The sequence below is a fragment of the Vibrio sp. Isolate30 genome, assembly GCF_022397975.1.
GTDB classification, from domain to species: domain Bacteria; phylum Pseudomonadota; class Gammaproteobacteria; order Enterobacterales; family Vibrionaceae; genus Vibrio; species Vibrio fortis.
In genome coordinates this window covers 1,297,339-1,320,891 of record NZ_JAKEUS010000001.1, presented here as the reverse complement: position 1 = coordinate 1,320,891, position 23,553 = coordinate 1,297,339, and the positions used below count along the sequence as shown (strand labels likewise).

Annotated in this window: 21 protein-coding genes; 16 read left to right on the top strand and 5 right to left on the bottom strand. The window is 43.8% G+C overall.

What is annotated here, in order from left to right:
* The first annotated feature begins 9 nt into the window (after positions 1 to 9).
* Together L1D60_RS05740 and L1D60_RS05735 are read left to right on the top strand one after the other, a co-directional pair.
* Positions 10 to 471 (top strand): molybdopterin-dependent oxidoreductase, encoded by a 462-nt coding sequence (locus L1D60_RS05740; RefSeq protein ID WP_239840144.1) that lies wholly within the window; start codon positions 10 to 12, stop codon positions 469 to 471.
* Between the two features lie 4 nt (positions 472 to 475).
* Complete coding sequence (locus L1D60_RS05735) at positions 476 to 1,504, top strand: diguanylate cyclase (RefSeq protein WP_239840469.1); 1,029 nt, start codon at positions 476 to 478, stop codon at positions 1,502 to 1,504.
* 79 nt (positions 1,505 to 1,583) lie between these two features.
* On the opposite strand, the gene L1D60_RS05730 is transcribed toward L1D60_RS05735, so the two are convergent.
* A complete protein-coding gene (locus tag L1D60_RS05730) occupies positions 1,584 to 4,010 on the bottom strand; it encodes a bifunctional diguanylate cyclase/phosphodiesterase (protein WP_239840143.1) in 2,427 nt (808 codons plus the stop codon).
* A 3-nt stretch (positions 4,011 to 4,013) separates the two neighbouring features.
* Complete coding sequence (locus tag L1D60_RS05725; protein ID WP_239840468.1) at positions 4,014 to 5,027, bottom strand: spermidine/putrescine ABC transporter substrate-binding protein; 1,014 nt, start codon at positions 5,025 to 5,027, stop codon at positions 4,014 to 4,016.
* Between the two features lie 232 nt (positions 5,028 to 5,259).
* Here L1D60_RS05725 and L1D60_RS05720 point away from each other — a divergent pair, with 232 nt between their 5' ends.
* The 5 genes from L1D60_RS05720 (at position 5,260) to L1D60_RS05700 (ending at position 8,102) form a co-directional block, all read left to right on the top strand.
* The gene (locus tag L1D60_RS05720) at positions 5,260 to 5,982 is read left to right on the top strand and encodes a nitroreductase family protein (RefSeq protein ID WP_239840142.1); all 723 of its coding nucleotides are present in this window, start codon (positions 5,260 to 5,262) and stop codon (positions 5,980 to 5,982) included.
* A 23-nt stretch (positions 5,983 to 6,005) separates the two neighbouring features.
* Positions 6,006 to 6,320, top strand: a complete 315-nt coding sequence (locus L1D60_RS05715) for a cupin domain-containing protein (RefSeq protein WP_239840141.1) — start codon at positions 6,006 to 6,008, stop codon at positions 6,318 to 6,320.
* Between the two features lie 52 nt (positions 6,321 to 6,372).
* Positions 6,373 to 6,591: a hypothetical protein gene (locus L1D60_RS05710; protein WP_239840140.1), complete on the top strand. Its 219-nt coding sequence runs from the start codon at positions 6,373 to 6,375 to the stop codon at positions 6,589 to 6,591.
* Positions 6,592 to 6,615: 24 nt separating this feature from the next.
* Positions 6,616 to 7,083, top strand: a complete 468-nt coding sequence (locus tag L1D60_RS05705; protein WP_239840467.1) for a GNAT family N-acetyltransferase — start codon at positions 6,616 to 6,618, stop codon at positions 7,081 to 7,083.
* Between the two features lie 287 nt (positions 7,084 to 7,370).
* The gene (locus L1D60_RS05700) at positions 7,371 to 8,102 is read left to right on the top strand and encodes a Crp/Fnr family transcriptional regulator (protein ID WP_239840139.1); all 732 of its coding nucleotides are present in this window, start codon (positions 7,371 to 7,373) and stop codon (positions 8,100 to 8,102) included.
* A gap of 403 nt (positions 8,103 to 8,505) precedes the next feature.
* Here the strand turns inward: L1D60_RS05700 and L1D60_RS05695 are convergent, their stop codons facing one another.
* The 3 genes from L1D60_RS05695 to L1D60_RS05685 form a co-directional block, all read right to left on the bottom strand.
* Positions 8,506 to 9,174, bottom strand: coding sequence for a DUF2057 family protein (locus L1D60_RS05695; protein WP_239840138.1), 669 nt, complete (start codon positions 9,172 to 9,174; stop codon positions 8,506 to 8,508).
* Positions 9,175 to 9,330: 156 nt separating this feature from the next.
* Positions 9,331 to 9,492 carry a hypothetical protein gene (locus L1D60_RS05690; RefSeq protein WP_239840137.1) on the bottom strand — a complete coding sequence of 54 codons (162 nt, stop codon included), beginning with the start codon at positions 9,490 to 9,492 and terminating at the stop codon, positions 9,331 to 9,333.
* 331 nt (positions 9,493 to 9,823) lie between these two features.
* On the bottom strand, positions 9,824 to 11,386 hold the full coding sequence (locus tag L1D60_RS05685; protein WP_239840136.1) for an arylsulfatase: 1,563 nt from the start codon (positions 11,384 to 11,386) through the stop codon (positions 9,824 to 9,826).
* Positions 11,387 to 11,730: 344 nt separating this feature from the next.
* Here L1D60_RS05685 and L1D60_RS05680 point away from each other — a divergent pair, with 344 nt between their 5' ends.
* The 9 genes from L1D60_RS05680 (at position 11,731) to L1D60_RS05640 (ending at position 23,485) form a co-directional block, all read left to right on the top strand.
* Positions 11,731 to 13,275 (top strand): arylsulfatase, encoded by a 1,545-nt coding sequence (locus tag L1D60_RS05680; RefSeq protein WP_239840135.1) that lies wholly within the window; start codon positions 11,731 to 11,733, stop codon positions 13,273 to 13,275.
* Between the two features lie 155 nt (positions 13,276 to 13,430).
* Positions 13,431 to 15,749 (top strand): tetratricopeptide repeat protein, encoded by a 2,319-nt coding sequence (locus tag L1D60_RS05675; RefSeq protein WP_239840134.1) that lies wholly within the window; start codon positions 13,431 to 13,433, stop codon positions 15,747 to 15,749.
* 124 nt (positions 15,750 to 15,873) lie between these two features.
* Positions 15,874 to 16,857 carry a MoxR family ATPase gene (locus tag L1D60_RS05670; protein WP_239840133.1) on the top strand — a complete coding sequence of 328 codons (984 nt, stop codon included), beginning with the start codon at positions 15,874 to 15,876 and terminating at the stop codon, positions 16,855 to 16,857.
* A 12-nt stretch (positions 16,858 to 16,869) separates the two neighbouring features.
* Positions 16,870 to 17,832, top strand: a complete 963-nt coding sequence (locus tag L1D60_RS05665; RefSeq protein ID WP_239840132.1) for a DUF58 domain-containing protein — start codon at positions 16,870 to 16,872, stop codon at positions 17,830 to 17,832.
* Positions 17,832 to 18,356, top strand: a complete 525-nt coding sequence (locus L1D60_RS05660) for a DUF4381 domain-containing protein (RefSeq protein ID WP_239840131.1) — start codon at positions 17,832 to 17,834, stop codon at positions 18,354 to 18,356. The genes L1D60_RS05665 and L1D60_RS05660 overlap by 1 nt, the downstream gene beginning before the upstream one ends.
* Positions 18,349 to 19,446: a VWA domain-containing protein gene (locus tag L1D60_RS05655; protein WP_239840130.1), complete on the top strand. Its 1,098-nt coding sequence runs from the start codon at positions 18,349 to 18,351 to the stop codon at positions 19,444 to 19,446. The genes L1D60_RS05660 and L1D60_RS05655 overlap by 8 nt, the downstream gene beginning before the upstream one ends.
* Positions 19,439 to 21,136 carry a VWA domain-containing protein gene (locus L1D60_RS05650; protein ID WP_239840129.1) on the top strand — a complete coding sequence of 566 codons (1,698 nt, stop codon included), beginning with the start codon at positions 19,439 to 19,441 and terminating at the stop codon, positions 21,134 to 21,136. The genes L1D60_RS05655 and L1D60_RS05650 overlap by 8 nt, the downstream gene beginning before the upstream one ends.
* Positions 21,129 to 22,475 (top strand): BatD family protein, encoded by a 1,347-nt coding sequence (locus tag L1D60_RS05645; protein WP_239840128.1) that lies wholly within the window; start codon positions 21,129 to 21,131, stop codon positions 22,473 to 22,475. The genes L1D60_RS05650 and L1D60_RS05645 overlap by 8 nt, the downstream gene beginning before the upstream one ends.
* Before the next feature lie 104 nt (positions 22,476 to 22,579).
* A complete protein-coding gene (locus tag L1D60_RS05640) occupies positions 22,580 to 23,485 on the top strand; it encodes a LysR family transcriptional regulator (protein WP_239840127.1) in 906 nt (301 codons plus the stop codon).
* Positions 23,486 to 23,553: the final 68 nt, after the last annotated feature.

The following is a 23,553-nucleotide window of genomic DNA, read 5'->3' as shown; positions in this document are numbered from 1 at the left end:
GAGTTAATAATGAAATCACTGAGTTTACTGCTAATTTTACTTCTTCCTTTTGCTTCGGTGAATGCGTCACAACTGACTATTTTCGATCAATTAGGGAAAAAACATAGTTTATCCAGAGAGCAGCTTTTGTCACTGCCTCAACATGAAATATCAACGGAATTACCATGGATAGAAGGGCAGTCATCATATAGTGGTGTTGATTTGAACGAAGTGCTTAAAAGCATCGATCTTTCAATGTCAAAACATGTCACTTTAGTCGCACTTAATGATTATAAGATTTCTGTTCCCAACGAGGACTTTAAGAAATACAAACCCATTATCGCGATCAAGCAAGATGGCGAGTTTATGTCTGTGAGAGATAAAGGGCCATTTTGGTTAATTTACCCTTTGAGCTCTAAGCCCGATATCAATAACACCGACTTCCATGCCAAAATGATTTGGCAAATTAGGGATATTCACCTATCGAGGTAGAATGATGAAAAAGCTGTTATCGTTATCAATAACAAAAATCGCAATTATCAGTGCAATGTTTTTTGTACTTGCACTTAACATCTACAGCGTTACCAAAATTAATGATATCAATTCCAACTTTTCTAACCGTCAAAATGAAGCAACTTGGTTCGTTTTTCAGTTAGTTAAGGAGTATGCAAACTTCCTTACGGTTAGCCAATCCACAAACATCGACTACGAGAAGTTATGGTTAGCATACGACATAACTTGGAGTCGGTTTGATATTCTTATTAATAGCAATGAATCATCAAATTTTATTCGCTCAGCCAATTTTAAACCTTATTTCACCTCTGAATTTGAAAAGTTTAGAACGCTTGAATCGTCTATAAAATTGGTTGAGCAGGGAGAAATCCCGAAGGAGCCACTCCAGAAAAAAATTGAAATCTGTTATCAAGGAATGGTTTCTTTTATTAATGATAACTTTCGATTGCAAAGTCCAGTGATTGAAGACAATACGCAGACTGTTAATCAACTGGTTCTTGTGAATCGCGTGAGTAGTTTTGTATTGGTCATGTTAATCATTCTAGCGGCTTCTATTTTGTATTTTGACAGTGCTTATAATGTCAAACTTAGAACCACAGACCACATTACGGGTTTTTATAATAGGTTATCTCTGATCAAATTCATTAAAGATCGCTATTCGAATGACAGCAATTTTGATCTCTACTTTGTCAGAATTCGAAATTTAAAAGAGATCAATCAAAAATATGGTGTTGAATATGGCGATCTGGTTGTGAGCTCTGCCGCTAAATCTCTGCTGACTAAGGTGCCTAAAGAAACCGTATCTTTTAGAAGCAGTGGGGGGCAGTTTGTGTTCTTTGTTCCTAAAGAGCAAACAGACAGTAATGAGATGAAAGAGAAATTTAGCAACGTTCTTGGAGATTATATCTCTGCTGGCAACCTAGAGTTAATGATCGATGCGGCAGTAAGGCATAAAAAAGACATTCACCCTGAAGATATGATGGAATTGATTACGAGCATGCAAACTGCTTAATAACATGCCGAAATAAATGAAGGGGTGGCTAGCTAATCTAGTCACCCCGTTTTTATCGCTACTAGCGTTGGCATTGGTGTTAGTTTTGTTTCGGTGTTTTCTTGTTGATATCGATAATGTCTTGGTTGAGGTGAGTATTGAGCAGCGCTTCAGTGTCGTGATTCTCGATAAAATCAATAAAGTCTGAATAGGTAAGAGGTTGGCTAAATAAGTAACCCTGTATTAGGTCGCAATTGGCGTTGCGTAGATACTGGTATTGTTCAACGGATTCAACCCCTTCGCCAACGACATGTGCATTACACGAGTGACCTAAATTGATCATTGAGTCGACCATTTTCCGGTCCGCATTATCGTATTCAATATCATCGATAAAGCTCTTATCAATTTTTAACTCATCAATTGGGTAGTGTAGTAGTTGGTTAAAGGCTGTATACCCAGTGCCAAAGTCATCGAGAGACACCTTCAGCCCTAGGTTTCTTATACTTTCGATTGTTTGAACCGTTAATTTTGTGCTTTTGACATAGCTTGTTTCTGTTATCTCAATAATGATGTTACCCGGGGAAACGTTATACTTATCAATAACTTTTCTGACATTGTCGGCAAAGTTTCGGTTATAGAGTTCCATCGCAGAGATATTAATAGAAATCGTCCCTTGATATTGATGGCTCTCTGACAGTTCTTTGAACGCTTTCACCGCGGTATCTATCACCCACATGTCCACTCGTGATATGAGGTTGCTCTTTTCAGCGACGGGAATAAATTCATCAGGGCCTGCGTTAATATCAAATAAGACCGGGCAACGAATTAAGCATTCGGCACCATCAATTTGTAATGTTTTGGCGTTAAAGATTGGCATGAATCTGAGCTCGAATTCATTATTCTCGCAACATTCAAGCAGTCTTTTCTCAATGATGTCCTGACGTTCCAACTTATGAAGAAGCTCTTCGCCATAAACGATTCTACTTTCTCCATCACTATGCGCTTTTGCATTATTGAGCATTTCATCGACGCATCTATGCCAAATCTCTTTGAAGTTTGGCGTATCGACAGGCAGCACGCCTGTAGCGATAGAGAGTCTAAATCCGTAGTAATCCACAAATGTCGCGCTGGTCAGCGAGTTATTTATGTTCTCTATCTCTTGTTGGATTGATTGAGACTCTTCAGTTTCAAGTATTGCGATAAATTGATTGCCTCCCAAGCGCGCCAAAGAATAATCACTGTAACTGAAGCTGTAGGATGTTTGTTGGTTCTGCAGTGTTTCTTTCAGTACCGAGGCCAAGTTGACTAAAACGCTGTCGCCTATTTTTGCTCCGTAAAGGTCGTTGATCTTACGAAAGTCGATGATGTCCCAGCAGATTAGATAACAGCGTGAGTTAAGAGTGCTATCTAATCTAACATCAAGGTGTCTGATAAATGAACGTCGGTTAGCAAGCTTCGTTAGTTGATCAAATTCGGCTTCAAACTTGAGCTCTGTAAGTGAGTCGATGTAAGCGTTTTTCAAGCTGTCGACTTCGCTGTGACCTGAAGAACGCTTAAAGTATCGTAACTTTAAGCCTCCCAACGTGATCTCTTGGAGTAGTGTTTTTAGAGGGCGAATGAGTTGATATCGTACAACTAGGTGGATGATGAGTACAATGACGGCTAAGGTTGCAATGATGCCAATAATTGTAGTTTGGGCAATGTCCTTGACTTCATTTTTGAACTTTGTGGTACGAATGTTCACTTGTGCGACTAGGTGAGCACTGGCCATTTGGACTGTGATATTTTCTTCAGTTTGCTCAATCGACCTGATAATGAACTGCTTGTTTTCTAAATTGGGTGTGCCTCTCAGTGGTTCGATCAGGATTTGCAAATCGTCATCCAGATTATACTCAGTAAGAAGGTTCGATAATTGCTTTAATGGACCGTCAGCAATCAATATATAGCGATTGAGACTTTCGTTAACGCGTTTATCTTGTGGAATCAAATAGGGGTCGAAGGCTGCTACGTAGGCATATCTCAATTCGCCGGTGACAGAGATATAAGAAAAGCCTTGGTCTGAAACTTCATTTTTGGTGATCAGGGAAGTGTATATATCGAATACTTTTTCATAGATATTGTCGGGTATCTTGAGGTCTTCAAATGGGTTGGTTCTCAATGTCGATAACTTGAGGTTAAACCTAGGGTCGATGATGTAGACGTTTCTATCCCCAAACTGATTCACGCTGCTCTGTTTGAGAATCTGTAACACTCGTTTTTCTAATAGTGAAAGGGTGGTGTAGTCGCTTGGATTTTGAATGTATCTTAGGAATTGAAGCGAAGACCCAATATCTTTGGTCAGCATCGATAGCCCTAACTGCTCATATTCCGCAGCAACTAAGGCGGTGTTGACACTAGACTGCACCTTATCTAGATACATGTGTTTGGCATGGCTATAGCCAAAATTAAACACAAATATGCCCATTAGTGTAAAAACAGCAAATAAGGCAGGAATAAGGAACAGGTATACTCGATTTAGTATTGACATGTATTATCTCAAGCTATCTACAATTCTATTTCTTATTTGGAGGCTATTAGGCTCCAACGGCTTGTATAAATAACTGCGATCCAAAACTTCTTGAGTTGGGAAAAGTTCGGCATCACTCTGATACTCCTCACTAGTCAGAGCTTTTGCTTTTTTGTTTGGCGTCGCAAACCAAGAATCTTCGGCGTTAATGGCGGCAATTTCAGGTTGGGAAAGAAAGGAAATAATGGTCATTGCGTCATTCGAGAGATCGCCATTGTTGATGGCTGATAAGCACTCTAGCCAGAGCGTTGTTCCTTCTTCTGGTACTGAATATGCCCAAGATGCATCGGGGTCGATATCATTTAACACATAGGTATCACCGGAATAGCCATAAGCTAAATCTATACTTAGCAGACGTTCCTTATCTCGGATGTAGTCCATGACATATTCACTGCTTTCCAAGTGACTCTTTTGTTCTTCCAGGCTTTTGAATGCGGCTCTGAGTTCTTGGTTATCATTGGTAAAAGGATCGAATTGGTTTGCAAGAAGCGCTGTGCTGACTAAATCAGTCGGTTCGTAATACATGCTGATTCGACCACTGAATTTGGGTTCGGGCTGTAAGAGGTCTTTCCAAGACGTTGGTGGAGACATTTTATCGCTTCGATACAAGATCCCCGAAGTACCCCAAGCGTAAGGGATGCCATACTTCCCGCATCCATTCATCCAACGCGGTTCGAAATTCTCTGAAATGTCCTGCTGAATACTACTCAAGTCATGAAACAAATTCTGTCTGGCTAAAGCTTTGAGTTTTACGCTTTCTAACACAACCAGTTCGAATGCCCCTCTGCGTTCACTTAACAACACTTCGTCACGAATCGACTCATCGGAAAAAAACTGTTGCTTGAGAGAAATGTTGTGGGTCTCTTTTAAACGCTCTATGACACTTTCAGAGAGAAACTCATCCCAGTTGTAGAGGTAGATGTCTCTTTGCTCACTGTGCGCAAAACCAGAAAAGCCAATTACGCATCCCAGGACGATACAATGAGTTTTATTCACGGCTTACTTCCTTGTAGTAAGGGCTATTAATATAAATCCTAGCTCAATATTTGAGACCTGCTTCAAATAAAAGGGAGTGATCATGATTAAATAAGAGAACGAAGTTTCAAGCTTTATAGGGAGTTATTGGCTGAGTCGCTATTAACTAGCGGAAATTTCTTGTTCCAAATTCTTCTTGGAGTAACATATTTCTTTTTTTGAGATTGAGTCTTTTATGAATTACCCATCCTTTGAGTCTATCGTTGCGTCGCGACGTTCAGTTAGAAAATATGACGCGGACGCTGAGTTTAACCATGATGATGTCGCAAAGGCATTGGAGTTAACAACGCTAAGCCCAAACAGCAGCAACATGCAGATGTGGGAATTTCATCGTGTTATTTCTTCTGATAAGCGCGAAAAACTTGCTGAATACTGTATGGGACAAAACGCGGCAAAGACGGCAAATGAACTGGTGGTGTTTGTAGCGACAACCCATAACTGGAAAGAGCGCGCTCAGCGTAACGCTCAGAAAGTACGTGAGGCGTTCCAAGGTAGAGAAGATGCAGCAGCAAAGCGCGCACTGAAATATTATGAGACCTTGATTCCTATGGTTTACAACAACGATGCATTGGGCATTAGAGGAGCAATGCGTAAGGTCTATAGTTGGTGGCTTGGTCGCAACAAACCTATGGTAAGAGAAGTCAGCAAAACCGATGTTCGAGTTTGTTTGCATAAGAGTGTTTCTCTTGCGGCTATGACCTTTATGTATGCAATGCGTGAAAAAGGGTACGACACCTGTCCAATGGAAGGCTTCGACTCTAAACGAGTTAAAGCGCTTCTTGGCCTGCGTGATAGTGACCAGATCACTATGATTGTTAGCTGTGGTGTTAGGACAGACGAAGGCATATACGGTGATCGTCAAAGAGTGGAAAGTGAAACGATAATTAAAAGCCATTAATACTGGCGATAGGTGGAGAGGTTATGCCCAATTTATTTTCAGAAATTCCCAAAGACATTCCCGAGGAAATATTTGAGGACATTGTTTCCACTTCAAATGTGCGAATTGAACGTATCGTTTCTAAAGGGCAGAGCTCACCAGAAACGGGTTGGTATGACCAAGACGAACATGAATGGGTGTTGGTGCTCAGTGGGCAGGGCGTTATTGGTTTTGAAGATGGCTCTGAAGTGACTCTGAACTCGGGTGATTACCTCAATATTAAAGCGCATCAGAAACACAAGGTGGTGCGCACGGCTGCCGATGAAGCGACGGTGTGGCTTGCTGTTTTTTATCGTTAGTCTAGTTTTCAAAAACTGAGTGATATGAGTTAAATGAAGTCGAGGGAAGGGTATGTTTCTCTATTTTGATGTTTATGGGCAGAAGATGTCCGTTCAGCGTAAAAACGATGAATGGCTTTTATTTAAAGAGTCAGATACGTCTTTGCGTGTCAGAGTTTATGATGTGGTGCTTCCCAATGAGCTTAAAGAAGAAGAGGTGAGAACCTACTTGGCGGATATCTATCATGAGTTGGCTCGTGCTGAATTCCCTGATGTTGTTCAGACGTCATGATAACGGGGCGCTTTAAGGGATTGCATAATGAAAATCAGAGAATATCAAGTGGCAGACGCTCCAAAGCTCTGGGCGTTGTTTTTTAATACGGTCAGAAAAGTAAATATTAATCACTACAGTCAAGCTCAAGTAGAAGCGTGGGCACCTTCAGATTTTTCATTGGAGATTTGGCAAAACAAGATGGAAAAGATCCGCCCCTTTGTCGCGGAGCTAGATGGCGTCGTAGTAGGGTATACAGACTTACAAGACAGCGGTTTGATTGACCATTTCTTCTGTCATCATGAATACCAAGGTCGAGGCGTTGGACGTCAACTCATGTCACACATTTTGGATTTGGCGAATCAGCGAGGACTAGAAAAGGTTATTTCTGAAGTGAGTATTACCGCTCGCCCTTTTTACGAGCATTTTGGTTTCTGTGTTGTGAACGAACAAACTATTACGGTTAGAGGCCAAACCATGAATAACTTTGTGATGGAAAAACGACTTGTCTGACATTTAATTGCATGGAAAGGAAACGTTTTCAGTAAATCTACGGTTGTTGCTAGAGGGCTTGCTTGATAGCTTGCTTTTTCGCAAAACCATTGACTAAATGGACTGTTGAACAAAGAACTTAATCGGCTTCGTTAACTTTTTGAGTATTACTCATCACACCTGTTCAGGGTATGAGCTCTAAAGAGCTAACTTTAATGTAAATGTGTTTGTTCTGGTGATTGGTAGCGCGTTTGTTGGTGCTTAAGCACTTATGTATGATTGACTTCGCCGCTTCTCAGGAGCCTACTATGATAGATGCTCACCTCTACGACCAGATCAACTGGCCATGTGACCTCTCAGATACAGTGATTGAACGCCTCAAGCAAATCGCTGTGCTCAAACAAGGGATCGATGCCCTAGAAATCACAAAGCGCTACCAGAATGTGCCCGGTGTTTATTACATCTTAAGTGGTTCTGCTGGGCTCTGTTTTTCAACACAGAACATGCATCACATGTCTGGTGGAGTGATCGGTCGAGGTGATTGGGTAGGCGCGTTAACCATCTATAAGGATTACCAACTTTTCGCTGTCGCGGAAGAGGTTAATCCTATTTCAATGATCTATTTTCCTCGTAAGAAAGTTCGTGAGCTGGCAGAAGAAGTACCAGAAATCCACAAATGGCTGCTTCACTGTGCCACAAAAAGCCATTCACTATGGATGCAAGCCTACCTAACTTCTATTCATGAAAAGGAACAAAAGACTGTTTATGTGCTGTTGGAGCTGGCTGCAAGACAAAACATGAGCACGAGTAATGTTGCAAGAATTGATGTCTCACAGAGTCAGTTAAGCACGATAACAGGGATTTCACGTCCACGTCTGAATGAAGTTTTGAAGAATTTAGAGAAGAAGAAAGGCATTAAGACTCGCCGGGGTAGAGTAGTGATTTCGGATTTTGACGTACTCTACAACTGTATTTCTCCCATGAACTTAATGCTCAGAGATCCTTCCGATACGTTAATGCCACAACTAACGAGCGAATGAGATATAAATCATACTTATATCAATAATTAGTGGTTTGTGTTCTTTTTGGAACATACGAACCCATTGGTTTTCTATAACTTTGTAGTTCAAGACAGGAAATTATAAATCACTAATGAGTCATAGGAAGTTCAAATGAAAATGTCGGTGTTGGAATACAAAATTTGCGGTATCGGGGTATGGATTAAGGCAACAGTGTCACAACGCTGTGCGTATATGCTCGCTTTAGAATACGAGCGCTTGGGATGGCCAACAAAGATTGATGGCGAAAGCAGAGGTGTATAAAACGAAAAAAGCTGGTGTGTGAACCAGCTTTTTCTGTTTTAGAGCGTATGTTAACTGACTAATTTTCTGAAATGAAAAACCGTCTTTAAATAACAAATAGCGTTTAAACAACAACTATAAACTATTTGTTCACGAACTCTTTGAAGCGTTGTTTCGTTGCATCATCGGCTTTTTCATACCAAAAATAGAGCATCTCTTCTGCAGTGTTGTCTGATGCTTTTACGTTTGCTGGTAGCGTGACAGGTTGAACTGGAGTGCTTGCCGCCGCTGCGTTGACTGTAGTCACCGAAGCCGTTGCCGTAGTCAGCGCTGCAACGCCACCTTGTTTATTGTAGTTCGCCGCTTCTGTTGGGTAGTTTCGCCCAATCTGCATGCCTTTTTTCACTAGCGTGTCTTCTTTGGTTTCCACCGTTTGTTGGTCTGAGTTGACTAGGCTCCATTGAAGATCTTTCATCCCCTCTTTTGCTGCGCTGATATTGCGAAACTTAGGCATGTTGAATGTCAGTGTTGTGTTGCTTGCGTCGAATGTCGCGATGATGGTGTCACTGTCGATGAACTCGCGGTCATTACCTTGATCAAAAGCCACTTGATATTGGAATACGATCTGGTTTTGACCATCAGGCAGCGTCATGGTTTTATGAGATGAGAAAAGCCCACCATCGAGGTCTGGCTTATTTTCGTTGACGGCTAAGATGTCCACACTTGAAGGGACTTTAATTTCAACGTCTGCTGAAGCGAAGGGAGCCGCTACCAATGCAGAGATTAAGGCAATCTTTTGTGTCGTTTTCATAATAGGGCAAGTTGTTTGGAAAGAAGGATTTACAATCTCATGCGAGGGCGTTGAGTTCAAGCGATGCCCATGAAATTTAGGATATTTTGCCGAATCTTAACGTAACTGAAATAAATGACGATGAGTGACTGAACAACCAGTCACTCATTTTTACGATCATTCCAAGTAGAAGTAACCGTTGTCCTTTGTACAAACAGGGAGTTCAATATTACCCACGTAGTCGCCATCAACGTAGCAAGGGACATAGGGCGTCGCCAGTGAAGAGGCGAACGTCATGGCAGGTGCAAGAGCAAAGAGAGCAATAATAATGTATTTCATCTTGTGTCCTTAAGCCTGAGTATGATTTGTGCTGAGGGGTAGCCTCTGCATGAGCTTTAAAAATAGTACAAGTGATACAATTGTCAATTTGTGACATATTTCACTCACGAACAGTCAATTCTGGTCTACCTCATTGTTATTTTTACTGTTTTCTGGAGTTTGTTAAGCGAATCGAGTATTAAAAATGCCAGTTTTATCTGGTTTATCGTTAATCCATCTTGACTAGCGATACGCGTTATAACTCAGCCATCTTGTGATACTCAGAACCAAAAAAACCGTGAGAACAGTGTCCTCACGGTTTGTGTTAACTCTTCACTCAATTGAGAGAGTATTATTTTGCTTGCTTAGCCGCAGCTTCTAGCTGTTGTAGTCGACCTTGAAGCGTGTAAACGTTCTGGTTGAAGTTGCCTGGGTTCAATACTTGGCTGTTTTGCATTGGGTATCCAGGTAGTGTTGCCATAAATTCTTGAACTTTACCGCCTACTGGTACGAACAACCACATGTTGTCTGCCATCCAGCGTAGGTACATGCCAGATTCGTGAGGCGCTTTCTCGAATGGGTCAGCACGTAGGTGTACCACTTGAGGCCAGTTTGGCTGGAAGCGAACTGCATCAACGATGTTACCGTCCATTACTGCGAATGAGATCTTAAAGTCGTTCCAACGAACAGCGTTAAGCTCACCGTTAGCAGAGAAGTAAAGTAGGCTGTCACGTGGACCTTGCTCTTCTTTACCTTCAAAGTAAGGTAGGAAGTTGTAACCATCTAGGTGTACACGCCAGTTTTTACCGTTGTAACGAGCACCGTCGTCAGACGCTAGCTTCTCTGCCACTTTATCATCACCAGCTGCAGCTAGAAGTGTAGGGATCCAGTCTTGGTGTGCCATGATGTCGTTGATCTTAGTACCAGGTTCAATCACGCCAGGCCAACGAACAAGTTGTGGTACACGCATACCGCCTTCGTAAGTGGTACCTTTCTCACCGTGGAAGTAAGTAGCACCGCCATCAGGCCAAGATACTGTTTCTGCACCGTTATCCGTTGAGTAAATAACGATAGTGTTGTCTGCGATTTTCAGCTCATCAAGCTTATCTAGAAGAACACCAACATGGTCATCGTGCTCTAACATACCGTCAGCGTAGATACTGATACCAGATTTACCTTGGTATTTCTCTTGTAGACGAGTCCAAACGTGCATGCGAGTCGTGTTGTGCCAGATAAAGAATGGCTTGTCAGCTTTAACAGCTTTTTCCATGAAGGCTAGAGACTCTTCTAGGAACTCTTCATCTGCGTGCTCCATACGCTTACGCGTCATAGGGCCAGTATCTTCAATCTTACCGTCAGCGGTAGACTTGATTACACCACGAGGACCGAAGTTCTTACGGAACTCAGGATCTTTAGGGTAGTAGTATGTCTCTGGCTCTTCTTCAGCATTTAGGTGGTAAAGGTTGCCAAAGAACTGATCAAAACCGTGGTTAGTAGGCAAGTGTTTGTCTTGGTCACCCATGTGGTTCTTACCGAACTGGGCTGTCATGTAGCCTTGTTCTTTTAGTAAGTCCGCGATCGTTGGAGCCCAATCTGGAATACCGTGGTCTGAACCTGGCATGCCGATAGTAAGTAGACCTGTACGGAAAGGTTCTTGACCAGTTAAGAATGCAGCACGACCCGCAGTACACGATTGCTGACCATAGTGGTCAGTGAACAGCGCACCTTCATTAGCGATACGGTCAATGTTTGGTGTCTCGTAACCCATCATACCGTTGTTGTATGCACTGATGTTGAATACACCAATGTCATCACCCCAGATCGCAAGAATGTTAGGCTTTTCTGCAGCGGTTACTGCTGAAGAAGCTGCTAATAAGCCAACACCTAATGCTAGTTTATTAATTTTAGTACCCATAAGGACTCCGATTTACTTTTAAAAATAATGCGTTAAGTCAACACATCGATGAGCAAACATTAATCTCAAAAATCGGTGATGTCCTTTTATAGTAGTTATAACCATTCGTTATGTTGTGTTGTTATTGTATTGAATTATATGGTTTTTGTAGGTTCTCGCTAAAAATGAACTAGGTAAGTAGTGTGATCTCAGTCATGTAGTAAAACGTAAAAAAGCGCGTTTTATAACGATGAAAGTTGATCAGAAATGACAAATTAATTAATAGTTTATCGAATCTCGCTATTGCTTAAATCTTGAACTATATGTTGTAGGGCAGGACGCAAACAATTAAAGAAGAGGTTTCTATGACAGCAAAATATGGTGTCAAACGTCGGCTAGCGATATTGGGTTCCGCGATGCTAGCTGCAACATCAACGATGGCGGCTGAAAAGCCCAATATTTTGGTTATCTGGGGTGATGACATTGGTCAGTCTAATGTCAGTGCTTACACTTTTGGACTTATGGGATACCAAACTCCAAACATCGATAGCATCGCCAAAGAGGGCATGATGTTCACCGATTACTACGCTGAGCAGTCTTGTACCGCTGGGCGTTCAACCTTCATTACCGGGCAAAGTGTACTTCGAACCGGCCTCAGTAAAGTGGGCTTGCCAGGCGCTGATATCGGCTTACAGGCTGAAGATGCAACCATTGCTGAGCTGCTTAAACCTATGGGTTACATGACAGGGCAGTTTGGTAAAAACCACCTTGGCGATAAAGATGAATTTCTTCCAACGGCACACGGGTTTGACGAATTTTTTGGCAACCTTTACCACCTGAATGCTGAAGAAGAACCAGAAAATGAAGATTACCCAAAAGACCCAGAGTTTCGTAAGAAGTTCGGCCCTCGTGGTGTGATTAAGTCTTTCGCTGATGGAAAAATTGAAGATACAGGACCGCTCACGCGTAAGCGTATGGAAACCGTCGATGAAGAAACGTTAGATGCGGCACTCGACTTTATGGATCGTGCTGTTAAAGCAGACAAGCCATTCTTTGTTTGGTGGAATGCGACACGTATGCATTTTAGAACGCATGTGCAGCCAGATAGCAAAGGCGTAACAGGTATCAGTAACTATGCCGATGGTATGGTTGAGCATGACAGACATGTTGGTCAACTACTCAAACAAGTGGACGATTTAGGCATCAAAGACAACACGATTGTTTTCTACTCAACCGACAATGGGCCTCACATGAATTCGTGGCCAGATGCAGGTACAACCCCATTCCGTGGTGAGAAAAACACTAACTGGGAAGGGGCATATCGTGTACCAGCAATGGTTCGTTGGCCTGGTAAAATTGCACCGGGAACCATTTCTAACGAAATCATGCACCACATGGATTGGATGCCGACATTCTTAGCGGCTGCTGGCGATGACAAGATCAAAGAGAAGCTTCTAAAGGGTCATACCGCAGGTGACAAGACGTTCAAACTTCACCTTGATGGCTACAACTTCCTGCCTTACTTAACGGGTGAAGAAGAGAAAGGACGTCGTGCAGAGATCTTCTACTTTACAGATGATGGCGACTTAGCTGCTCTTCGTTATAACAACTGGAAAGCGGTATTCATGGAGCAGCGAGCAACAGGTACCATGCAAATTTGGGCGGAACCGTTCGTGACATTGCGTCTACCTAAACTGTTCAATCTTCGTATGGACCCATATGAAAACGCTGACATCACGTCGAACACATACTACGACTGGTTGTTGGATCACGCATATATGTTTGTTCCGGCACAAGCTTATGTTGGTGAGTTTTTGGAAACCTTTGCTGAGTATCCACCACGACAAAAAGCAGCAAGCTTTAGTCTGGATCAGGTAATGGAAAAACTCCAAGAAAGCCACAACAAATAGGTCAGTGTTAGTGAATCGAAAAAGAGCTCTTCGGAGCTCTTTTTTTCGTTTAAGGCTAAGTCACAATATTTCATCTACCAGCGACTAAATAATTGTATTAACGTTATTTTTTCGTCTACCTTAATAAACATAAGCGAGATTAAACAAGGAATGTTATGTCTGCAATGCTGTTATCAATCATAGGTGGCGCTAAACGCGTCTGTTGTAGTGTCACCGTTTGGTTATTGCTTCTGTTGAGTGGTTATGCCGTTGCTCAGCCCGCTAACTATGTTGGATCTGAAACCTGTATTGATTGTCACGCAGAACAAGTCGAAGCATGGCAAGGTTCGCATCATGACATGGCGATGAAACATGCGGATAAAGCGTCTGTATTGGGTGACTTTGGTGATGTGAGTGTGATGCATCAAGGTAAAGAAAATCGTTTTTACCGCAAAGGGTCGGAGTATTGGGTCAACATTGAAGGCCCAGATGGTCAATTTCACGATTATAAAATTAGCTACACCTTTGCCTTTGAACCATTGCAGCAATATATGGTGGAATTCGACGATGGTCGAGTACAGCTGATTCCTTTCGCTTGGGACTCTCGAACCAAAGAGCAAGGGGGGCAGCGCTGGTTCCATCTCTATCCAGACACCACTAACACCGATGAGTTCTATTGGACCAATAGCGGCCAAAACTGGAACTTTATGTGCGCAGATTGTCACTCAACCAACCTACAGAAAAACTATGATCTCGAAAACAGTCGCTATCAAACGACATGGTCAGAAATCAATGTTGGCTGTGAAGCGTGCCATGGCCCTGCAAGTGGCCATATTGAGATGGCGAATAAGTTAGAGAGTGGAGATGTGCAATCAGACGTTGTTTCTTTTGATGCAGCAAGTCATTACGGTTTTGACCGAGACCTATCGCAAGCGGTGAAAGAGTGGGTCTATAAAGAGGGCAATACCACACTTCAACCCAAAGATATTATCCATACTAATCAAGTGCAGACTTGCGCGCAGTGTCATAGCCGTCGTACGCAGCTCAATGAGACGGGAGATCATGTTAAAGGCTCGTTCTTTGATAAGTATCGACTAAGTCTGATCTCTCCTGAGCTCTATTACCACGATGGTCAGATCTACGATGAAGACTATGTGTATGGCTCGTTTCTACAATCGGCGATGGCTGAAAAAGGGGTAACGTGCACCAACTGTCATGATCCACATACCGCGCAATTAAAGATCGCTGAAGAAGCCGTGTGTAGCCAATGTCATATCGCCTCTGAGTACACGCCTGAAAAGCACACCTTCCACCAAGCCGGTACAGAGGCGTCAAAATGTACAACTTGCCATATGCCAGAAACCACCTACATGCAGGTTGACCCAAGGCGTGACCATAGCTGGCATGTTCCACGTCCAGATATTAGCCAACATATCGATACCCCTAATGTGTGTACTGGTTGCCACGAGGACAAAACAGATCAATGGGCAGACGCTCAAATAGGGAAATGGTTTCCAGATTCAAAATATCGGAATCAACAACACTTTGCTGTCGCATTTTATGCTGACGCTATTGGGCATCGAGGCGCTATTGATGCTCTAGCGTATTCAGCTCAAGACTCAAGCCTTAGCGATATCATCCGTGCATCGAGCTTAGAGCGCATGGCGGGTAACACGGGGCAAAACACCCTAATTTCATTAGCAAGAGCGGTTAAACACGATAATGAGATGATTCGATTAGGCGCTGTCGCGGGCTCATCGGGTTATGAGTTCACGGATCGCTGGCAGATACTCGAACCTTTACTTGATGATTCAGTACTCTCGGTACGAACCGAAGCAGCAGGAGCGTTAGTTCGTTATTGGCGAGAGATGAATCCACTGCAGAAAGATCTGATTAAGCCCGCCTTATCGGAGTACATAGAGATACAGGAGTTTAATGCCGACAGAGGCTTTGGACGCACCAATTTGGGTAATGTTTATCGCGATCTAGGTCAACATGACAAAGCGATTAAATACTACCAAGGAGCCATCAAGATTGAGCCTTACTTTGAGAACAGTTACGCCAATTTAGCCGATTTATACCGAGCGCTTGGTGATGAATCAAAAGCGATGGCGACATTGCAACAAGGGATTGAAGCGCAACCGAAATCGAGCGTATTGCCGTACAGTGCAGGCTTAGCTGCGCTCAGAGCCAAAGAATACCCACAGGCTAGGAGCTATTTAAAACAGGCGGCTGAAATGGCCGAGAGTAATGCCCAGTATTGGTATGTCTATGGTCTATCCTTAGAGCAGGTTGATGTTCTCGCCAGTAGTGAAGCATTGCAGCGTGCTTATGGAGTGAGTCGTAACCCGCAGCACCTCTATGCAAAATGTGAAATTTTGGCACGAAATTCAACACAACCCGGAGTAAAACCTGCGTTTAATCGTTGTATCCAGCAATTGGAAAAAGTCGCTCCGCCAGATGCAGTTAATCAATTGAAAAGAATGAGCAAATAACAGATCTCTAAACAAGTAAGAGAACAAGACCATAGTGAGAAAAGTAGCTATTGCCTTTATAACCAATAGTTATAGCGCTTGTGAGTAGGATGTACACAGCATATCGAATTGATAAGGATGACCTATGAACCACGCACAGCAAGCGATAAATCGACTCATAGAACAAACTGAAAAAAGTGTTATTGGCCAGAGCCACGTTGTTAGAGCTTTGGTGATTGGTCTACTCACTAATGGTCATGTCCTATTGGAAGGTTTACCAGGGACAGCAAAAACACGCTCAGTGAAGTCTCTCTCGAACTTACTTAACGCGAGCTTTGGTCGTATCCAATTTACACCCGATCTTCTGCCTTCCGATGTCACAGGTACCGAGGTTTACCAAGAGGTAGAAGGTAAGCCTCAATTACATTTCCAAGCAGGCCCAATCTTCAATAGTATTGTGTTAGCCGATGAAGTAAACCGTGCGCCCGCCAAAGTGCAAGCAGCGCTACTCGAAGCTATGGCAGAAGGAACCATCACGGTTGGTGGTCAAACTCATGTATTGCCTGAGCTCTTCATGGTTTTAGCGACACAAAACCCAGTGGAGCAAGAGGGTACCTATCCGCTACCTGAAGCGCAAATGGACCGTTTCATCATGAAGGTGACGGTTGATTACCCTGAAGACGCCGCGGAACGTGACATTATTCGATTAGTGCGAAGTGAAGAGCTAGGTAGTGAAACCAGTTCCGAACTGATCACCCCTCAACATATTGAACCTGAATTGGTGATAGAAGCGCGTCGTCAGTTGCCAGACATTGCCGTTTCAGAGCTTGTAGAAGACTATATTGTCGCTTTGGTTATGGCGACGAGAAAACCCGAACGTTACGCGGAATCCAATTTGCCTAAATGGCTTGAAATCGGTGCAAGCCCACGTGCCTCTATCGCTCTTGATAAATGTGCTAGAGCGTACGCTTGGTTGCAAGGTCGTGACCACGTCACAATTGATGATGTACGTGCAATGGTGCCAACTGTACTAGGGCATAGATTCTCTCTCTCTTACGATGCATTGGCCGATGGTGTCGATCATCAGCGCGTCATCGAAGAGTTGCTTGATGCGGTAGAGATTGGTTAACCGGGAGGCGTTATGGCTAAGCCAACTCATGCGCCACAGTCACAAGGGTTAGATCCTCGGCTGTACTGCGATTATGCAAAGCTGGTTCGATTACAGGCTCAAGCTGAATCGTTTACTCTACTGCCACACTTAAAGGCGGGCAGTGTGTTGTCTGGTCGTCATAACTCTTTGTTTCGTGGGCGTGGTCTAAATTTTGAAGAGCTAAGACATTATCAACTTGGTGACGATATCCGTAATCTTGATTGGAAGGTCACTATGCGAACGGGTAAGCCCCATGTTCGTAGTTACACGGAAGAGAAAGACCGTAATGTGATGATCTGTGTCGACCAGAGAAGTTCAATGTTTTTTGCGTCTCAATCTGTCATGAAATCCGTGGTCGCTGCCGAACTTGCCGCCATGTGTGGTTGGCGTGTGCTCAAAGATGGTGACCGTGTAGGATACCTAATCGCATCGCATAAAGCTCTTTTCCACAGTAAAGCGCAGCGTTCCCAAAACGATCTGCTTTCTCAATTGAAGAACTTAGTTAGAGCGAATCAAAGCTTAGATGTCGCCTCTCATGATAGCAGCGATGTAACGTTCAGCCGCTGGATAGAAAGAATTAATCGCATGGGTCTTAAGCAGTCTACGTTGATCTTTATTAGTGATTGGCGTGATTGTGAAGAGCACCATCTCGACCGTTTGCAACAATTGCAGCAGCATAATGACGTCTTGGCAATTATGGTGAGTGATCCTCTTGAGCAAGCGCTTCCTGATACCTTGGCCACCGCAAAGTGGGTGGTGGGTGATGGTCGATACCAACTGAACTTAGATAGCCAAAGCAAAGTGACAGCGGCCAGCGAAAGCTTGGCACAAAAAGCAGCGCTTCAGAAACAGTCACTAGCCAAACTTATGGCGATTAAACATTTGCCTTATATCGAAGTAGACACCTCTGGACAGCATGTTTCTCAATTTCAAAAGCTGGTGGGGGGACGCTAATGTCAATTGAACACACTCCTCCTAGCACCTACATACTGCGCGATATTCAAGAAGTTGCGATACCCGATAGTGTTAGTTGGTTACCACAAACCATAGGTTGGAAGATCCTTGGTGTGGTGCTAATGATTGCACTTGTATATGGAGCTTATCGCTACGCTCTTTATCGCTGGCATAACCGTTATCGCCAAGAAGCGCTGGACGCTTTAGCACAAATCGACCCTTCAGATAAAAGCTCTACTAAGCGAGTTTTTGAGGTGCTGAAATCGGTTCTGCGTTATCTAAATGCCCGTAATGCCAGCGTTTATGGCGAACAGACATTGATTATGCTTGATGGTTGCCTGCCTAAGAAACATCCAGAGATTTTCCAAGACAAATCTTCAAAAATCTGGATAGACAGTTTAATCAACCCAAGCGTTTATCTAACGTTTGAACAGCGTGTTGAGATCTTAGAAAAGGCAACGACATGGGTGAAAGTGCACCAATACAGAGGTTCAGAGAAACCTCAGGAGACATCTCGTGCTTGATCTAATCTCACCTAGCTTTGAATTTGAGCACCCACTTTGGCTAGTGATTCTTCCGCTGCCGTTTCTAGTTTACTTTGCTGTACCTGCTTATCGAACCAAGCAGATGGCAATTAAAGTCCCGTTCTTTCGAGACCTCGTAGATGCGATAGGAGAAACGCCATCTGAGGGTGCAAGTCAGCTAACACCAAGCTGGTGGCAACGAGTTACCTTAATCGTTACTTGGGTTTTAATCGTGTGTGCATTGGCGAAACCGACCATTCTGGGCGAGCCACAAACTCGAGAGCAATTTGGTCGAGATGTGATGGTGGTTGTTGACCTGTCAGGCTCTATGGCGGAAGAAGATTTCACCTCACAAAAAGGAGAGAAAATCTCACGCCTCGATGCAACGAAAGAGGTGTTGGCCGATTTTGCTAAAACGCGAGAAGGTGACCGTTTAGGGCTTATCCTATTTGGTGATGCTGCGTTTGTTCAAACCCCATTCACCGCTGACCAGAGTGTTTGGTTAGAACTACTCAATCAGACTGATGTTGCTATGGCAGGGCAGAGCACTCATTTAGGTGATGCAATTGGTCTTGCTATAAAGGTTTTCGAGCAGAGCCACAATCAACGCACTGCTTCTACTGGCCAACTGTCTGATCAAGAAAGAGAAAAAGTAGTGATCGTGCTAACGGATGGTAATGACACTGGCAGTTTCGTTGAGCCGATAGATGCCGCTAAAGTCGCGAAAGCGAAAGGTGTTCGTATTCATGTTATTGCGATGGGCGATCCCCAAACGGTTGGGGAAGTGGCACTTGATATGACGACGATTCGCCGCGTGGCTAAGGAGTCGGGCGGGAGCGCATTTGAGGCTTTGAATCGAGATGAGCTACAACAAGCTTACGCACAAATTGGCGAGTTAGAGCCTCAGTTGTACGAGAGCACAACCTATCGTCCTAAACAGACGATTCATCACTATTTAATGGCAGTTGTGGTTGTCATGTATTTGACTGCATTCAGTGCTGCGACCTTACGTCGTCGCAATCTATTGAGAACAACAAAGCCAGCGATGGCAGAAGCTCAGCAACCAAAACAAGGAGAACAGAATGTTTGATTCTCTCGTTTTGCAGCAAGTCTTTACTCAATTTCATTTTATCAGACCGTTATGGCTCATTGCTTTCATCCCGATGTTCTTCTTGCTGTGGTTAAGGTGGCGTGAGGAGACAAAACCAAGCTGGAAAGATGTATTGCCTGAGCATTTACGCACAGCTTTAACCATCGGAGAGCGAGGTTGGCGTAAACAGCTGCCGTTGAAACTGCTGATGGTGATCGTGGCTATCGCAATACTGATTTGCGCAGGTCCAACTTGGCAGAGAGAAGCTTCTCCCTTTGGAGAGGATAAAGCCTCTATGTTGGTGGTGCTAGATAATAGTGAAACCATGCTTCTCAAAGATTTGCCACCGAGTCGCCTAGAACGGTCAAAACAGAAGATTCGTGACTTGTTAGCCGCACGCAATGGCGGTAATACAGGGTTGGTTGTCTACTCCGGAAGTGCTCATGTAGCGATGCCTGTGACGCAAGACAGTAAAGTCTTTGAGCCATTTCTAGCAGCGATTACACCTGAAATTATGCCAGTGGAAGGGAAGGTTGCAGAGGCGGCATTACCGCTTATTGATCAGCAATTAAATAACGAACCGGGTTCGACGGTGTTGTTGGTGACTGATGGGGTCAACCCAGCGACGATCAAAGCCTATGAGACATTTTTTAAAGACAAACCTTATCAACTATTGATCCTTGCCGCAGGAAACCGCGACATTGTCAGTGATAACCCAGTGGACTTAAGTGCGTTGAATGATCTTGCGAGTGCAACGGGTGGTCGAGTCATTGAAGTCACGGTTGACGACACGGATATACAAGCCTTGAACCGTGCTGTTGAGCGGAACATGCAATTGAATGGCGAATCTGCGATGCCGTGGAAAGACATGGGCTACGGATTACTGTTTCCAATTGCACTCATCATGTTGTTATGGTTTCGAAAAGGCTGGTTAGTGCAATGGTGTGTGGTATGTGTGTTGGTGAGTGGCACCTTCTATGCTAAACCGACAATGGCTGAGCCTGTTCATCTAACAGCAGAAAAAACCGCTCAGGTTGAAGAGGTGACAGTTTGGGACAAAGCGACTCAATGGTGGTGGGATCTATGGTTGACACGTGACCAGCAAGGACAACGATTACTCAACCAGCAAGAATATCTAGAAGCAGCCAAACATTTTCAAGACCCTCTAAGAAAAGGCGTCGCTTACTACTATGCGCGTGAGTTTAAGCTTGCTCATAGCGCCTTCTTACAAACCAAGACCGATTTAGGTGTCTATTACTCCGCGACAGCGTTGGCACGTCAGCGGGAGTATTTAGCCGCTCGTGACTTATTGAAATTATTACTGGAGAAGCCTGACTTAGACGCGGAATTGGCTGAAAAAGTTGAGCACAATCTCGCCGTATTTAATGGGATTGTAGAAGAGGTGAACCGCATCAGTGAAAGCCAATCTGGCACGACCGATGGCCCAGAAGAGTCGTTTGAATTGGATCAAGATAAACCAAGAACGGGCGATGGCGCAGAAGAAGAAACGGTTGCAGAACTGATGCTCAAAGAAACCTTGAACGCCAATGAGATACTGGGCAGCCAAGAGTTGGCTGATAAATGGTTGAAAAGAGTAGAAGCGGATCCGAAATACTTCTTAAAAGCGAAGTTTCAAATCCAATTAAGAGAACCGCAAGCAGATGTGGAGCAGGAGAGTAGCAATGATTAAATCTCTGCGTCATCGAATGAAATTATCTAGTTATAGCGCACTGTACATTGCGGCGGTTTTGCTCATTAGCATGACGTCTCATTCGGCAGTGGCTCAGGATATCAACACCTTGCAGAAACAAGGACGACTTGAGTTGATGGCATGGGTCGGAAACCAGCCTAAATCAACCGATGAAGGCAAATCCAAGGCTGACATTCCAACCTTCAGTGTTAATGAGCAGGTTGTTTTGACCATTGAGGTTGGGACACCACGTTGGTTCACTGGCGGAACTCGAATTGGTAACGTGGAGATGGCTGATGTGATTGCAAAGCAAAGGAATACCCTTGCAACCAATTATACGGCGCGTCAAAACGGTGAAACTTGGTCTCGGCAGCGTTGGGAAATCACCTTGTATCCACAAAAGAGCGGTGATTATGTGATACCACGTCTACCGGTTGGTGTGGAGGTCTCAACTGATGATGGTAGTAAAGTGAGTGGAACGCTTTATACACAACCGATTAAGTTCAAAACACAATTGCCTTCTGGCTTGTTAACGGATGAGACACCTTGGTTTAGCGCAACACGTGTCGATGTGGTTGAGCAATGGAAACAATCCAATGAAAATTTAAAAGTAGGCGACGCGATTACGCGAACGGTTACTATTAAAGCACAAGACAGTTTGTCGGTGTTGCTGCCTAACTTGTTGGTCAATGAGTCGACCGCACAGTATCAAGCCTATCCTCAACCGCACAAATTAAATGATACTCAAGAGCGAGGGGATTACCGCTCTGAGCGAATTGAAGAGTCCGTTTATGTTATCCAACAAGGTGGCGATTTCACACTCCCAGAGCTGACTTTTCAATGGTGGAATACCAAAGAGAAACGATTAGAAACGGTGGTATTCGAATCTACATCATTTAGTGCAAAACATACCTTTAAGTCTTTTGTTAAGGCTTATTCCGCTGCCATGCTTGTCTCGGTTTTAATAGTCATAGGTATCGTAGTGAGTGTGTTAGCGATTAGACGTTACTACAAGACTCACCCAGCACCGAGATGGTTAGCATTTCACCGAGTGGTAAAAGAAGGCAACTGGCCGAAGATTCGAGGCTTCGTTTATCGTGAGCTTAGAGGAAATACATCGTTGTTGGAGCTTGATAAATGCTCTGAGAGTGAAGGCTGGCCTGAGACGAACTCTGCATTTCAAAAAGGTAGCCAAGACACTCATGTTTTAAAACGAGTATGGAAAGCGGTGATTAATAAGGGCAGCAATAATGATCCGAATAGTCGCAGCAATCGAAGGGCTTGGTGGTGCAAGTATTTCCCGAAAGCCTTGCCCGATTTAGAGCAAAAATCACGATAGCGTGTGCTGTATCGCGGTGTTATGCCACTGAATCAACTAGGATTATAAAAGTACATTCGCAGACTCTTCATTATGGAGAGTCTGCTTAGTTATATTGGAGCGCCATGAAAAGCACTGAACTGAACCTGATTCCTATTTTTGTCGCAATATACGAAGAACAGAACTTATCTAAAGCGGCAGCTCGTATGGATATAAGCCAACCAGCGGTGAGTAAAGCGCTAGCAAAGCTTAGAGATATCTATGACGAGCCTCTGTTCCATCGCACTACGTCGGGCGTAGAGCCGACAGCTTTCGCATCTGACATTTATCCAGCTATGTCGGCGGCGTTGAAAAACTTCACATCGACACTCTCTGCCTCACGAGACTTTGATCCTAAAACCTCTAATCGAATCTTTTCTATCGCTTGTGTGTCTGCCGCGAGTTATGAGTTGATGCCTAAGCTGATGAGCTTGATCAGTCAAACTGCACCGAACATAGCATTGGAAGTTCACCCTCTATTTACAGAAGATTACGAGTCAGATTTACGATTACAAAGGCACGACCTAATTGTCGATATGACTCCTAGAGGCCGCACTATGTTAAAACATGAGGCCATTTCGACTGAAGAGTTAGTCGTAGTGTGTCGAGAAGATCACCCGACTATTGGCGATAGCATGGATATCGAAGAGTTTCTAACCCATGACCATGTGGTTGTTTCTCGATGGCATGCTCGCAAAAGCTTGTTAAGTGCCGAGGACTCTCAAGAGCTAGAGAAGCGTCGTATCGTGTATCGAGCGGCTGGCGTTGTTGAAATGATGCCGGTTATTGAGAGTTCAGACTATATTGGTATGTTGCCGATGTCGTCGGTTCGCTGCTTTGGCAGTAAATACAAGCTCAAAACTTTGCCATTACCCTTTGATCTCGACAATCTAGATATGTGTATGATTTGGCATCCGAGCCGCACCAATGAACCCAGCCATAAATGGTTGCGCGGTAAAATGAAAGCAGCGGCAAAAGAGATAGCATCATAATCCAAGTGTACTTTAACCCCAGATGTTTAATGTATCTGGGGTTAAAATGGCTCGCGAATATAAAGAAA

Excerpts from the sequence above, each read along its gene's own strand:
- L1D60_RS05650 (WP_239840129.1), top strand. The coding sequence starts at position 19,439 with ATGTTTGATTCTCTCGTTTTGCAGCAAGTCTTTACTCAATTTCATTTT.
- L1D60_RS05640 (WP_239840127.1), top strand. The coding sequence starts at position 22,580 with ATGAAAAGCACTGAACTGAACCTGATTCCTATTTTTGTCGCAATATAC.
- L1D60_RS05730 (WP_239840143.1), bottom strand. The coding sequence starts at position 4,010 with ATGTCAATACTAAATCGAGTATACCTGTTCCTTATTCCTGCCTTATTT.
- L1D60_RS05695 (WP_239840138.1), bottom strand. The coding sequence starts at position 9,174 with ATGAAAACGACACAAAAGATTGCCTTAATCTCTGCATTGGTAGCGGCT.
- L1D60_RS05665 (WP_239840132.1), top strand. The coding sequence starts at position 16,870 with ATGGCTAAGCCAACTCATGCGCCACAGTCACAAGGGTTAGATCCTCGG.
- L1D60_RS05680 (WP_239840135.1), top strand. The coding sequence starts at position 11,731 with ATGACAGCAAAATATGGTGTCAAACGTCGGCTAGCGATATTGGGTTCC.
- L1D60_RS05735 (WP_239840469.1), top strand. The coding sequence starts at position 476 with ATGAAAAAGCTGTTATCGTTATCAATAACAAAAATCGCAATTATCAGT.
- L1D60_RS05715 (WP_239840141.1), top strand. The coding sequence starts at position 6,006 with ATGCCCAATTTATTTTCAGAAATTCCCAAAGACATTCCCGAGGAAATA.
- L1D60_RS05690 (WP_239840137.1), bottom strand. The coding sequence starts at position 9,492 with ATGAAATACATTATTATTGCTCTCTTTGCTCTTGCACCTGCCATGACG.
- L1D60_RS05675 (WP_239840134.1), top strand. The coding sequence starts at position 13,431 with ATGTCTGCAATGCTGTTATCAATCATAGGTGGCGCTAAACGCGTCTGT.
- L1D60_RS05700 (WP_239840139.1), top strand. The coding sequence starts at position 7,371 with ATGATAGATGCTCACCTCTACGACCAGATCAACTGGCCATGTGACCTC.
- L1D60_RS05660 (WP_239840131.1), top strand. The coding sequence starts at position 17,832 with ATGTCAATTGAACACACTCCTCCTAGCACCTACATACTGCGCGATATT.
- L1D60_RS05720 (WP_239840142.1), top strand. The coding sequence starts at position 5,260 with ATGAATTACCCATCCTTTGAGTCTATCGTTGCGTCGCGACGTTCAGTT.
- L1D60_RS05740 (WP_239840144.1), top strand. The coding sequence starts at position 10 with ATGAAATCACTGAGTTTACTGCTAATTTTACTTCTTCCTTTTGCTTCG.
- L1D60_RS05710 (WP_239840140.1), top strand. The coding sequence starts at position 6,373 with ATGTTTCTCTATTTTGATGTTTATGGGCAGAAGATGTCCGTTCAGCGT.
- L1D60_RS05645 (WP_239840128.1), top strand. The coding sequence starts at position 21,129 with ATGATTAAATCTCTGCGTCATCGAATGAAATTATCTAGTTATAGCGCA.
- L1D60_RS05685 (WP_239840136.1), bottom strand. The coding sequence starts at position 11,386 with ATGGGTACTAAAATTAATAAACTAGCATTAGGTGTTGGCTTATTAGCA.
- L1D60_RS05670 (WP_239840133.1), top strand. The coding sequence starts at position 15,874 with ATGAACCACGCACAGCAAGCGATAAATCGACTCATAGAACAAACTGAA.